Source organism: Cupriavidus basilensis, assembly GCF_029335485.1.
Taxonomy (GTDB): Bacteria; Pseudomonadota; Gammaproteobacteria; order Burkholderiales; family Burkholderiaceae; genus Cupriavidus; species Cupriavidus basilensis_E.
In genome coordinates, this window is the sequence record NZ_JARJLM010000197.1 from 15214 (window position 1) to 27395 (window position 12182).

Annotated in this window: 10 protein-coding genes; 3 read left to right on the plus strand and 7 right to left on the minus strand. The window is 69.3% G+C overall.

Annotated features, from left to right (window positions below; translation table 11 throughout):
- Positions 1 to 439: 439 nt before the first annotated feature.
- Positions 440 to 1420 (minus strand): pyridoxamine 5'-phosphate oxidase family protein, encoded by a 981-nt coding sequence (locus P3W85_RS11545; RefSeq protein ID WP_276264891.1) that lies wholly within the window; start codon positions 1418 to 1420, stop codon positions 440 to 442.
- 49 nt (positions 1421 to 1469) lie between these two features.
- The gene (locus P3W85_RS11550; RefSeq protein ID WP_430869534.1) at positions 1470 to 2117 is read right to left on the minus strand and encodes a glutathione S-transferase family protein; all 648 of its coding nucleotides are present in this window, start codon (positions 2115 to 2117) and stop codon (positions 1470 to 1472) included.
- Positions 2118 to 2275: 158 nt separating this feature from the next.
- Here P3W85_RS11550 and P3W85_RS11555 point away from each other — a divergent pair, with 158 nt between their 5' ends.
- Positions 2276 to 3169 carry a LysR family transcriptional regulator gene (locus P3W85_RS11555; RefSeq protein ID WP_017230387.1) on the plus strand — a complete coding sequence of 298 codons (894 nt, stop codon included), beginning with the start codon at positions 2276 to 2278 and terminating at the stop codon, positions 3167 to 3169.
- A gap of 183 nt (positions 3170 to 3352) precedes the next feature.
- Here the strand turns inward: P3W85_RS11555 and P3W85_RS11560 are convergent, their stop codons facing one another.
- The 5 genes from P3W85_RS11560 to P3W85_RS11580 all read right to left on the minus strand — a co-directional run bounded on the left by P3W85_RS11560 (position 3353) and on the right by P3W85_RS11580 (position 10250).
- Positions 3353 to 4351: a Bug family tripartite tricarboxylate transporter substrate binding protein gene (locus P3W85_RS11560; RefSeq protein ID WP_430869535.1), complete on the minus strand. Its 999-nt coding sequence runs from the start codon at positions 4349 to 4351 to the stop codon at positions 3353 to 3355.
- A 5-nt stretch (positions 4352 to 4356) separates the two neighbouring features.
- Entirely contained in the window at positions 4357 to 5691 is a 1335-nt protein-coding gene (locus tag P3W85_RS11565) for a DUF1254 domain-containing protein (RefSeq protein ID WP_276264894.1), read from the minus strand.
- Between the two features lie 25 nt (positions 5692 to 5716).
- Positions 5717 to 7030 carry a DUF1254 domain-containing protein gene (locus P3W85_RS11570; RefSeq protein WP_276264897.1) on the minus strand — a complete coding sequence of 438 codons (1314 nt, stop codon included), beginning with the start codon at positions 7028 to 7030 and terminating at the stop codon, positions 5717 to 5719.
- Positions 7031 to 7185: 155 nt separating this feature from the next.
- Complete coding sequence (locus tag P3W85_RS11575; RefSeq protein ID WP_276264895.1) at positions 7186 to 9339, minus strand: acetate--CoA ligase family protein; 2154 nt, start codon at positions 9337 to 9339, stop codon at positions 7186 to 7188.
- 104 nt (positions 9340 to 9443) lie between these two features.
- Positions 9444 to 10250 (minus strand): IclR family transcriptional regulator, encoded by an 807-nt coding sequence (locus P3W85_RS11580; protein ID WP_017229639.1) that lies wholly within the window; start codon positions 10248 to 10250, stop codon positions 9444 to 9446.
- A 156-nt stretch (positions 10251 to 10406) separates the two neighbouring features.
- On the opposite strand from P3W85_RS11580, the gene P3W85_RS11585 reads away from it, so the two are divergent.
- Both P3W85_RS11585 and P3W85_RS11590 read left to right on the plus strand, forming a co-directional pair.
- Entirely contained in the window at positions 10407 to 11099 is a 693-nt protein-coding gene (locus tag P3W85_RS11585; protein WP_035815666.1) for a TetR/AcrR family transcriptional regulator, read from the plus strand.
- A gap of 98 nt (positions 11100 to 11197) precedes the next feature.
- A partial coding sequence (locus P3W85_RS11590) for a Bug family tripartite tricarboxylate transporter substrate binding protein (protein WP_276264896.1) occupies positions 11198 to 12182 on the plus strand: 985 nt, incomplete at its 3' end.

Sequence of the window (12182 nt, forward strand, 5' to 3'; positions counted from 1 at the left end):
GGCGAGACGGGACAAGACGGGAGGATCGCCGCGCCAGCACCGGGGGCCTTTGCCTCCGGACTGCGCGTATCCGCGCCGAAGTGACAGGGAAGGTCGTCACGATAGGGCAATTGTCCGTACTTGAACAGCAGCGCATGCACGGATGGGGGGCCGCTCGCCAGATGGCGCGCGCCAGCGCCGCCCTCGCACACCACGCAGCCGCGCGGGCGGATCTCGGCCGGCCGGACAAAAGAGCAGCATCACTCATATTTCTACCGGCGCATTGAACGTATGCCGAATACAACAATGCATAGCCGCCGGCTCCCCCAGTGCCGTGCGGCTGAAGATGCCCATCGTCCGTCACGCGCCCCGGGTGCAGGCGACTGCGCCCCAGAGCGCTCGCGGCCGGCACGGATCAGGTCACGATTTCCGCAGGCTTTGTTATCTATCGATATCTTTTCTAGTGTCCAGCACTAGCATCCCAGCCGCCGGTCTGTGCCAGCGCCGGCGACATCGCCTCGAAGCGCCAGCGCAGCGGCACCACGCCAGGACGCCGCACCACGCGCTCGACATGCAGCCGCACCAGCCGCTCGGCACCGGCAAAGCCCGCCACCTCGGCTCCCGACCAGACGATCTCGCCGCGCCCGCTCAGTTGCAGCAAACCGCCGCGCTCGAAATCCGGCACCAGCAGCCCGGCGCGCGGGTTGGCCACCAGGTTGCCAATGGTGTTGAAGTAATTGTTGCCGTTGAAATCCGGGAAGGTCAGGGTGCGGGCGTCGTCCACCCGGACGAAGCCCGCCTTGCCGCCCCGGTGCGATACATCGGCCCCGCCACTGTGCGCGGAAGCGGCATCGCGATGATGGGTGGCGATAAAGATCGTGTCGGCGGCGCGCAGCGCGTCCGCCGCCCCGGTATCCAGTGCGTCGCCGTACCAGGCCGGGCTGCCTGCCATCTCGTCCGCACCGGCCTCGCGCCAGTGGCGCAACTGGATATAGCGCGGGCAATTGCCGAAGCTTTGGGTCACCGCCACCGTCATGCCTGCCTCGTCCGCCGCCAGCAGGCGCCCGTTCATGCGGTTGCGCCGGCGCGTATGCAACTCGATGCCCAGCAGGCCAATGTCGGCCCCGGGATGCAAGGCGTCCGCCAGCGGATCGCCGGCCAGCACATGGCCGCCGATATGCAGGTGGCCGGGATCGGGCGCCTGCATGAAGCCCGGCGCGCCGCTCAGCATGGTGGCCCAGGGCATGCCCTCGCCGTCCACCGCACCCACCAGCACAAACGGCAACTGGGCAAAGAACAGGCGATGATGCTCGGGCATGGCGGGCCGCACCACGCGCCGGCCGGCGGCCTCCATCTGCTCGCGCTTGCCGGCGCGCTGCTGCGCGGCCTGTTCCCCGGCATGAAAGGGCGATTCGGCGTGCGGCCATGGTTGCAGGTCCATCTCTTGCTCCTTGCTCGGTTGTTCCGTGTTGCGCGTTGCCCGGGGCGTGTTACGCCGCGGCCAGCAGGCCAATCGGGGTGGCCGGCATCGGCACAAAGCCGGGCAGCGACTCTACCCGGCGCAGCCAGCCGGCCAGGGCGGGATACGGCGCCAGCGGCACATTGCCCTCCTCGGCACGGGCGATATAGCTATAAGCGGCCACGTCGGCCAGGGTAGGCGTCGCGCCGGTGAGGTAGGGCGTGGCCGCCAGGATCGGCTCCATCAGGTCGAACAGCCGCCGCGCGCGCGCAATCGCGGCATCGGCGTCCACCGGGGCGCCGATCAGGTTCGCCAGCCGCGCGGTGGCGGGCCCGAACGCGATTTCGCCCGCGGCCACCGACAACCAGCGCTGCACCGCCGCGGCGCCGGCCGGGTCGTGCGGCAGCCAGCGGCCGTCGTCATAGCGCATGGCCAGGTAGACCAGGATGGCGTTGGAGTCCGCCAGGATGGTGCCGTTGTCGTCCAGCACCGGCACCTGGCCAAAAGGATTGAGCCGGCGGAAGGGTTCGCGGAGGTGCTCGCCGCCGCGCAGGTCGACGTCGACGAGCCGATGAGGAAGCCCTAGCAGGGACAGGAACAGCTGCACCCGGTGCGAGTGGCCGGATAGCGACATCCGGTAGAGCACCAGCGGCGCGGCCGGCGATGCCGCGCCCGCGATGGTCGCGGAGGTTGCGGCGGTATTGGTATTCGGCGTGGCGGTGGTCATCTCGGCTCCAGGTAGTTGGGGGACTGGATGCCATTCTGGATAGTTTCCCGCCTGCAATAAATGGGGCAGGACACAGTTGACTACTCCACTAATCGTAGTAATGTGGCGCGATGGACAAACTCCGCGCCATGCAGACTTTCGTCAAGGTGGTCGACGAAGGCAGCCTCACCGCTGCCGCCACCGCCCTGCGCACCTCCTTGCCGGCGGTGGTGCGCACGCTGGCCGCGCTCGAGTCGGCGCTTCAGGTGCGGCTGCTCAACCGCACCACGCGCCGCCAGTCGTTGACCGACGAGGGCCGCAACTACCTGGATAGCTGCCGCCGCATCCTCGCCACCATCGACGAAGCCGAGGCCTTGCTGAGCGAGCGCCATGTCGAACCCAGCGGACAACTGGTGCTGACCGCGCCCGTGCTGTTCGGCCAGATGCATGTGGCGCCGGCGGTGACCCGCTTCGTGCAGCGCTATCCCGCCGTGCATTGCCGGATGGAATTCACCGATCGCGTTGTCAACCTGCTCGAGGAAGAGATCGACGTGGGCGTGCGCATCGGTCCGCTGGCGGATTCCAACCTGGTGGCGCGGCCGCTTGGCCATATCCGCCGCGTGGTGGTGGCAACCCCGGACTTCCTGCGCGAACATGGCGTTCCCAGCCACCCGGACGCGCTGGCGCACGCCAGTTGCGTGCGTTTTATCGGCAACCCGGCGCACTGGTGGAGCTTCCAGCAAGAGGGCCGCCCGTTCTTCGTCTCCGTCCACGGCAATCTCGAATTCAACCAGACCGCGCCCGCCGTGGCGGCCTGCGCCGCCGGTGCGGGCTTCGGCAATTTCCTGTCCTACCAGGTGGCGCCACTGGTGGCCGCCGGGGCCTTGCGCATCGTGCTGGAAGACTTCGAGCAGGCGCCCTGGCCGCTATCGCTGATCTATCCGCATGCGCGGCTGCTGCCGGCACGCACGCGTGTGTTCGCGGACTGGATGCGGGATGAGCTGGGTCCGCATTTTCAACCTTGACCAGGCTGGCATCGCCGGTGATCCGGTCCTGCTGCGCCTGGACGCGGGGGCGTTCGGCATCCAGCCAGTCGATGCCGGACCACGTGACCACGGGACCATGGGACAGACAGATGCCAGCCGCCGCGGCCATCGGGAAGCGTACGGCCAATGGCACACAGCGGCTGCCATCGGCCGTGCACCGGCCTACTCCAGCACGATCCCCGCCGACTTGATCAGCGGCCCCCACTTGCCCACCTCGGCATCGATGAAGTGCGCGAACGCCGCACTGTCGCCAGCTTCCGGCTGCAGCCCCAGGCCGATCAGCCTGCTCTGCACCTGCGCATCGGCCAGCACCGCGCTGGCATCCCGGTTGAGCTGTCGCACAATGGCCGGGGGCGTGCCGGCGGGCGCCATCAGGCCGAACCAGCCGTAGCCGACCACGGCGGGAAATCCCTGCTCGCCGAAGGTCGGCGCCTGCGGGTAGACCGGCGAGCGCGTCTCGGCGGACACGGCGATCACACGCAGCTTGCCGGCCTTGATGAACGGCAAGGCGGTGGTGATGGCGGTCAGCGTGGCATCGACACGGCCGGAGAGCAGTTCGGTGTAGGCGGTGGCATCGCCGCGGTAATGCACGTTCAGGCCCTTGAAGCGCGCCTGCGCCATAAACAGCTCGGCGGTCAGGTGCGGCCCGGAGCCGATGCCCGGCGAGGCGAAGGTCACACCGTCTTTTTTCTCGCGCGCCATGCGCACGAAATCGGCCACCGTGCGGACCGGCGAATCGGCCTTGACGATCAGGAACAGCGGCCCGAGCACGCGCGGTCCCACCGCCACGAAATCCTTGTGGATATCGTAGTGCTGCGCAATCCCCGCCGCGGTATTGATGGCGAACGGCGCCGCCGCCCACAACAGCGTATAGCCATCCGGCGCGGCGCGCGCGAGCTGCTCGTTGGCCACGCGCGTGCCGGCGCCAGGCTTGTTCTCCACCACGAACTGCTGCTTGTACTTGCGGCTGAGCGCCTCGCCGAGCAGGCGCGCCGAAGTATCGTTGGAACCGCCAGGGCCATACGGCGAAATCAGGCGCACCGGGCGCGACGGATACGCTTGGGCATGCGCCGGTGCCAGCAAGCCTGCCGCCGCCGCGCACAGCAAGGCGTGGCACGCGGCCTGCAGCAAGTGCCGCAGGATCTGCCGCTTCGCTTGCATGATGTTCATGATGCCGCTCCCACGGAGAGCGCACGGATCGGCGGATAGACGAAGGTCTTGTCGAGATGCGCGGACCGAGGCTCGTAGAGCCGCAGTGTCACGTAGAACGGGCCCGCCGGTGCCGGCAGCCAGTTGTCCTGGCTTGCCGCGTCGGCCGGCGGGGTTGCCGACAGGCGCAGCCGCAGGCTGCCGTCGGCTTCATGGCGCAGGCCCGGCGAGCGGTCGCCCAGCGAATAGCGGCCGATCGGGTTGTCCACCAGCATGCAATCGGTCTTGCCATACATGGTGAGCGACCAGAACGCGCCGACCCGCGGCAGCGCGTCGGCGGCAAAGGCCAGTTCGTAGCCGGTGCGGCCATCGAGCGGTGCGCCCTCGCTGTCGCGATCGGCCATGACGTACATGGCCTCTTCCACGCCCAGCGCGCCGATATAGTTGCGCGCCACCAGCGCGCGCTCGGCATAGCGCGTGCCGAACGATTCACGGATTTCCACGGGAAGGGTCCAGCCGCCGCCGAGGTCCGAGGGCAACGGTGCCGCCAGTTCGGCGAGCACTGCCTGGATTGCCATGCCCAGCCGCGCCAGCGCCGCCTCGTCGAGCACGGCCGCGTCGCCATCCGCGCCGATGCCGTATTGCGCGAAACGCGCCAGCAGCCCTGCCTCGGCCGGGGGTGGCGGATTCTCGCGCAGCGCCAGGTTGACCACCTCGGCGTAGCGGCGCGGATCGCCAAGGTGCTCGCCCGGCTGCATGCCGACATCGAAGCGCCGCGCCGCCGGCGCGCCATCCGGCGTGCTCAGGCGGAACCCGTCCTGCAGCGCGTGCACGGCGGGCAGGTCGGCTTGGCCATCCACCAGCACGCGGCCAAGCAGCCACACCGCATCGGTGGGGCAAGCGATGGCGGTGGCGCCGGCCGGTGCCTCGCCATGCCAGCGCGGGCCATGCAGCAGGAAGCGCCCCTGCCCGTTGCCGGTGGTGCGGGTGCCGATATAGCCAAAGGGATTGGTGTAGAAATCAAGCAGGCCGAGCACGTAGTAGCGGCCCGCGCTGTCGGGCACGTCCAGCAGCAGCGGCCCTTGCGACAGGTCCAGCCAGGCGTTGCTGTAGAGCGTATCGTTGTTGGGCGTGACCACCTGGCGATGCTGCGGGCCCAGCAGTTGCCGCGTGTGGATGAAATGATTGATCCAGCGCACCGTGCCATCGGGCTGCGGCGCGGCGAACTCGCCCGCGCTGTCGCGGCGCGGGCAGGTGGCGGCGCGCATGCGCGCCATCTCGTACAGCGGCAGCGTGTAGCGGACGGCGTCGGCGATATCGTGGCCGGGCGCGGCGGATTGGGTTCGGTTCATGTCGGCATCCTTTGGCGGTGTCGGCTCAATCGATCCGGCGCACGGCCGGAATGGCGTATTGCCCGGCCAGCAAGCACGGGGCGGGATGGTAGAGGCGCAGGATCAGGTAGAACGGTCCGGCCGGCGCAGGCAGCCAGTTGTCCGCCTGCGCGGGGCGGCTGTGCGAGACCGGGATGGCGAGGCTGCCGTCGGGCTCCATGCGCAGGCCCGGCGTGCGGTCCCCCACCGCATAGCGGCCGATCTCGTTGGCGCTGAAATAGCGGTCCTCGCCATAAAGCGATACCGACCAGAAGGCCTGCGCGGGCGGCAGCATGCCCGGGGCAAAACGCAGCTCGTAGCGATGGCGTCCGTCCAGCGGCGCGCCATCGGCATCGAAATCGGCCATGGCGTAGATCGCCTCGTCGGCGCGCAGGGCGCCCAGGCCCTTCATCGCGGTACAGGCACGCTGCAGCCAGTCGTCGCCGTACATCCCGAGCTTGAGGCTGTAGCCCCAGCTCTTGCGGCCCTGGCTGCGGGTATGCGCCTCGATCAGTGCCTTGGCCTGCCGGTATGCGCTTTCCAGCCCGGCCACGATCGCGGGGCGCAGCGAAGCCACCTCGATCTCGTCTTCCAGCCGGATGCCGGCCTTGCGCAGCAGGGTGAATGCGCCTTGCTCGGCGTCGGCGGGTGGAAACTCGCGCAGTGCGTTGAACAGGTTCTGGAAAAAATCCAGCGCCGGCCGGCCACTGTCGCGCCATTGCGCCACGCAGCGCGGGCGCGCGGCGCCGGGCGTGCGGGTCAGCGTGAAGCCCTGCTCGAAGGCCCGCGCCGCCGGCAGGTCCGGCTCGCCCTGCACCAGCACGCGGCCGAGCAGCCAGACCAGGGAACTCGGGCACGGCACGGCATGCCCGCCGCTGGCCTGCTGCCCCGGACCGACCAGCTCGATCTCGCCGCCTTCGGCGGGCACGTTGCGCGGGCCCAGGTTCTCGAAGTTGTTGGTGTGGACATCGAGCAGCTCGATCACGTAGTAGCGCTTCGCATCGGGCAGCGGCGGCACGCGCAACGTCACCGGGCCCTGGGCCAGGTTGATCCAGCCGCAAAAATACAGCAGGTCGTTGGCGGGGGTGACGATGTCGCGGTCTTCGTGCGTCCACTGGCGCTCGCTGGCCGACAGGGCATTGATCGGCGCGCGCCCGTAGCCGGTGGCCGAGGCGACCGAGGTCTGCAGGCGGCAGGTGCGCAGCGTCTCGACCAGCGCATAGCCGTAGATCGCCAGCGGTACGGCCGCGGCGGCGACCAGTGCCTGCTGGGGACTGGCCGGGGATGCGGTGGCCGGCGCCGATGCGAAGGGCGTATCCATGTTCATGCTCATGTTCATGCGTTTGGCTCCTGACGGATTGATCGAGTACGGCGCCGCTCGTCCTGACGAGGGCGGCCCAGGCACGGATGTCCTCCTGCATTTGCGCGGCAAAGGCCGCGCGCGCTGCAGCGCGCTGTCTTGCTGCGCCATCCTGGTCAATCCGGTGCCTGCGCCGGCAGCCATGTGATAACGGCATCCGCCGCGACCGGGCCATCGGCACCGATGATGAACGGGTTGATCTCGAGCGTATCGAGCCGTGGACCCAGCGCGGCCGCCACCTGCGACACGCGCGCCAGCAGGTCGGCGGCCTGCGCCAGCGGCAGCGCGGGGTTGCCGCGATGGGCCTCGAACAGGACCGCCGCGCGGCTTTGCTCCAGCATGGCGCGGGCACGTGCCGGCGAAAGCGGCGCCAGGCCAAAAGCCACCTGCCGGAAGATCTCCACGGCCGTGCCGCCAATGCCGGCCAGCGCCACCAGGCCGAACACCGGATCGCGCCGCACGCCCACCATCAGTTCGCCCCAGCCGCGCACCATGCGCGCCACCAGCACGCCTTCGAAAGGCAGGCTGGCGCCGGCCCGGGCCAGCGCGGCCTGCATGGCGGAGAACGCCGCGCGCACCGCGGCCTCGTCGCCAAGGTTGAGCGCCACGCCGCCCACATCGCTCTTGTGCAGCACCTGCGCCGAACACAGCTTGACCGCCACCGGGTAGCCGATGCGCCGCGCCAGGCTCACCGCCTCGTCGGCATCGCGCGCCAGCCCGTGCGGCGCGACCGGAACCCCGGCATCCGCCAGCAACCGCATGGCATCGAACTCGGACAGCGCGCCGGCGTTGTCCGGCACCGTGGGCAGGAAAGCCGCAAGCGACGCAGCCGCGCCCGCCGGAGCGCTTGCCGCGGTCGCATCCAGGGCCGCGGCGCGCGCCAGCGCCGCCACCGCTTCGATGGCATGGGCGGGTTCGCGGAACACCAGGCAGCCGTGGGCTTCCAGCCATGCGCGCTTGTCGTCGTCCACGATGCCGGACAGCAGCAGCGGCGCGGCGTGCCTGTCCTCGTGCAGCGCGCCGATGGTGTGCTGGAGCTCCGCCCACAGGCGCGGTGCATTGGCGCCGCCGGCCAGGAAGGCGACCACGCTGCCGTACTCGCCGCAGGTGGCCACGCGGGCCATCGCCTCGAACAGCACGGCCGGCTGCGCCACCACCTGGCCCGTTACGTCGATCGGGTTGGCGGTGCTGGCAAAGGGAATGCTCGCGCGCAGGGCCTGCGCGGCAGCCGCCGGCATGGGCGGCATCGGCAAGCCAAGCTGTTCGGCGCGATCGGCCATCATGATGCCGACGCCGCCCGATACCGTGACGATGGCCACCGGCGCCACCGCGTCCGCCATGAGCCCGCTGGGGCTGTGCCAGCGCGCCGGACGGCGGCCGCGCGACAAGGTGTAGCCGAGCCGGAAGAAGTCCTCGAGCGTATGGGCGCGATGCACGCCGTACTCGTCGAACACCGCCTGGTAGACCGCATCCTCGCCGGCCAGGCTTGCCGTATGCGATTGCGCCGAGCGCGCGCCGGCCTCGGTGGTGCCCACCTTGGCGATCACCACCGGCTTGCCGGCAGCGCGCGCGGCGGCCAGCGCATGGCGCAGGCGCGCGCCGTCGCGGCAGCCTTCCATATAGGCCAGGATCACGCGGGTGTCATCGTCCTGCGCCATCCACCCGATCACATCGGCCACCTGCAGGCCGGCCTCGTTGCCGGTGGTCACCCAGTGGCTCAGGCCCAGCCCGGCCTCGCGCGCCAGCGCGAAGGCATAGGCGCCAAACGCGCCGCTCTGGCTGACCAGGCCGACGTCGCCCGCGGGCGGAACACCCGTAAGCGGGATGGGTGAAAAGGTGGCGAACATGCGCTCGCGCAGATTCATCGCGCCCAGGCAATTGGGACCCAGCAAGGCCACGCCGTGCCGGCGCGCGCTGGCGGCCAGCACCTGTTGCATGGCGAGGCCCTCCTCGCCCACTTCGGCAAAGCCGGAGGTAAAGAAGATCGCGGCGCGCGTGCCGTTCTGCGCGAGCTGCGCCATCACGGACTCCGCCGCCAGCGCCGGCACCGCCACGATGGCCAGGTCCACGGCCTCGCCAATGGCGGCAAGCGTGGGATAGGCGCGCAAGCCCTGGATCTCGCTGGCGCTCGGGTGGACGGGATGGATGCGCCCTGCGTAGCCAAGCTCGCGCAACAGGCGGATGGGCATGCCGCCCACCTTGTCGGGCTGCGTGGAGGCGCCGATGACCGCGACCGAACGCGGCTTCAGCAGGGAATCCAGATCTGGCATTGTCTTGTCTCCGGGTTGCCTTGCAGGCTTTGTTTCAATTCACGCCTGTGCCGGCGCTGCCTGTGTTCTTGCGTTCCTGCGTTTTTTCGTTCAGGCGCGGGACGCTACTGCCGCAGCCCCGCCGCCGCTTCGATCGCGCGCACCATCTCCATCAGCAGCGGCGCGATCTTCTTCTCCAGCATGCCGCGCCGCAGTTGCGAGGCCGCGATGGCGCCGTTGAACAGCAGCGGGCGGTTCAGGTAGACGATGCGCGAATACACGCCCACGCCGTGCACGCCGCTGCCCGCGTCGCCCTCGTTGATGGCAAAGCCGCGCTTGGGGTAATGCGCCACGTTGTGGCAGATGGTGCGGTAGCAGGCCGCGTATTCCCCGGCGCGCTCGCGCTGCGCGGCCAGCATCAGCTGCTCGAACTCGGTCTTGGACAGCGTGCACAGGAAGGCGCGGCCCATGCCGGTGCTCAGCACCGAGCGCACCGCGCCCACGCCGGGGCGAGCCGGCGTGCCTTCGTTGTGCGTGCAGGTCAGCAGGTAGGTCACGTCGAGCCGGTGCGCCACGCCCATCGATACCGCGCCCTCGATGCGGTCCGCCAGCGCCTGCATCAGCGGCCTCGCCACATGGCGCACCTGCAGGCCGGCCAGGTAGGGATAGCCCAGGGCCAGCACCTGCGCGCCGACGAAGTATTTGTCGAGCTTGGGGTCCCAGTCGAGATAGCCCAGCTCGAACAGCGTGCGGCAGATGCGCGACACCGTGGCGCGCGGCAGTTGCAGGCGCTCGGCCAGTTCGCCGTTGCCGAGCGGGCGCGGCTCGTCGATAAAGCAGCGCAGCAGGGCAAAGCCCTTGGCCAGCAGACCGCCGAACGAGGGGTCCTCCTTCCTGCGCTCGGCAATGAATTGTTCGACCGGCGTGTTCATCTTGTCTCCTTGCACCGCAGTGTGGGTGCGGGTTTTTTCTGTGTCAAAGAACGGAATTGATTTCCATATATTGGAAATGTAGCCCTCTTCTTGACGAATCGCCGTGGTAACCATATGGTTCACAAAACCGAATCCGAATTCGCATACGGAATTGCCATGACCACATCGTCCTCTGCCGCGCCCTCTGCCAAGCCCTCCAAGGGGACATCCGCCTTCCCCACCGTCTCGACCCCGTCCATCCTGCAACCGCCGCGCCAGCGCCGCGCCCGCGAAACCGAGCAGGCCCTGCTCGACGCCGGCCGCGAACTGCTGGCGCAGCGGGATTTCTCCGCGGTGTCGGTGGCGCAGATCGCCTCCGCCTGCGAGGTGTCGGTGGGCGCCTTCTATGGCCGCTTCCGCGACAAGCAGGCGTTCTTCGAGTCGCTGCGCGCGCTGGTGATGCAGGAAACCGGCGAATCGGTGGCGCGCTACCTGCGCAAGGAGCGCTGGGAGGAAGTGCCCACCGATGTCATGCTGGAAAAGACCATGCGCTTCGTGGTGCTGGGCTGCCATGCCAACCGGGGCGTGATCAAGGCGTCGCTAAAGCACGCGTCCATCCGTCCCGAGGAATGGCTGCCGCACCGGGAAAGCGGGCAGGCGGTGGTGGAGCGCATGGTGGCGCTGCTGGTGCCGCGCCTGCCGCTGCCGCCCGAGCAGGCCGAACTGCGCGTGCGCTTCGCCATGCAGGCGGTGTTCAGCATCGTGGTCAATGCCATCCTCAACGATGCCGGCCCGCTCCCGCTCGACGACGAACGGCTGCCCGGAGAAATGACCAGACTGGTGGCCGGTTACCTGGCGCTGCCGGCCTGATCCCCTCGCCCCCCCGGTAGCCCGCCTGAGTTACCTGTCGGTGCGCGCACCAGCTCGGAGCGCGCGCCGAATCCTATAAAAACCCGAGGAGACAAACCATGACGATACGCAGCCCGCTCTGCGGGAAAGCTGCCGCCCTGCTGGCGTGCGCCTGCGCCGCCCTGCTGCCGCTGGCCGCGCAGGCCCAGGCAGGCTACCCTGGCAAGCCCCTGCACCTGATCGTGCCCTACCCGGCCGGCGGCCTGACCGATACGCTCGCGCGCACGCTGGCCGAGGGTCTGGGCAAGCGGCTGGGCCAGACCGTGGTGGTGGAGAACAAGGGCGGCGCCGGCGGCATCATCGGCACCGACTACGTGGCCAAGTCGGCACCCGACGGCTACACCCTGCTGCTGACCATCCCCGGCCCGGTCACGGCCAACCTGGTGCTCTACAAGAAGCTGCCCTACGATCCGCGCACCGACCTGCGGCAGGTGTCCGACGTGGCGATGGCGCGTACCGTACTGGCCGTCAATGCCGCGCTGCCGGTAAAGACCGTGGGCGAACTGATCGCCTATGGCAAGCAGGAACCCGGCAAGCTGCGCATGGGCTCGTGGGGACCGGGCACGCAGCCTCACACGATCCAGGCCTACCTGGACAAGACCTACGGCACCGACATCCTGCATGTCCCCTACCGCGGCGAAGGACCGATGGTGAGCGACCTGCTGGCTGGCCAGGTCAATGTGACGCTCAGCTCGGTAACCACGCTCAAGCAGCACTTCGCGAGCGGCAAGCTGCGTCCGCTGGCGGTGACCGGCACCCGCCGCGCCAAGGCGCTGCCCGCTGTGCCGACCTTTGCCGAGGCGGGTTATGCCGACGAACCGTACAAGATCGTCGGCCCCATCACGCTGCTGGCGCCGGCTCGCACGCCGAACGAGATCGTGGAGCGCCTGGGCCGGGAGGTCAGCACGCTGGTGAAATCACCCGAGATCGCCCGGCGCATCGACGACATGGGCGCGGAGCCGATCGGCAACCTGCCGGCCGAAGCGGCCAGCGCGTACAAAGCCTACCTGCCGGTGGTGCTGAAGCTGACGGCCGATACCGGGG

Coding starts and splice junctions, on each gene's coding strand:
- P3W85_RS11545 (WP_276264891.1), bottom strand. CDS start 1,420: ATGGACCTGCAACCATGGCCGCACGCCGAATCGCCCTTTCATGCCGGG.
- P3W85_RS11555 (WP_017230387.1), top strand. CDS start 2,276: ATGGACAAACTCCGCGCCATGCAGACTTTCGTCAAGGTGGTCGACGAA.
- P3W85_RS11560 (WP_430869535.1), bottom strand. CDS start 4,351: ATGCAAGCGAAGCGGCAGATCCTGCGGCACTTGCTGCAGGCCGCGTGC.
- P3W85_RS11565 (WP_276264894.1), bottom strand. CDS start 5,691: ATGAACCGAACCCAATCCGCCGCGCCCGGCCACGATATCGCCGACGCC.
- P3W85_RS11570 (WP_276264897.1), bottom strand. CDS start 7,030: ATGGATACGCCCTTCGCATCGGCGCCGGCCACCGCATCCCCGGCCAGT.
- P3W85_RS11575 (WP_276264895.1), bottom strand. CDS start 9,339: ATGCCAGATCTGGATTCCCTGCTGAAGCCGCGTTCGGTCGCGGTCATC.
- P3W85_RS11580 (WP_017229639.1), bottom strand. CDS start 10,250: ATGAACACGCCGGTCGAACAATTCATTGCCGAGCGCAGGAAGGAGGAC.
- P3W85_RS11585 (WP_035815666.1), top strand. CDS start 10,407: ATGACCACATCGTCCTCTGCCGCGCCCTCTGCCAAGCCCTCCAAGGGG.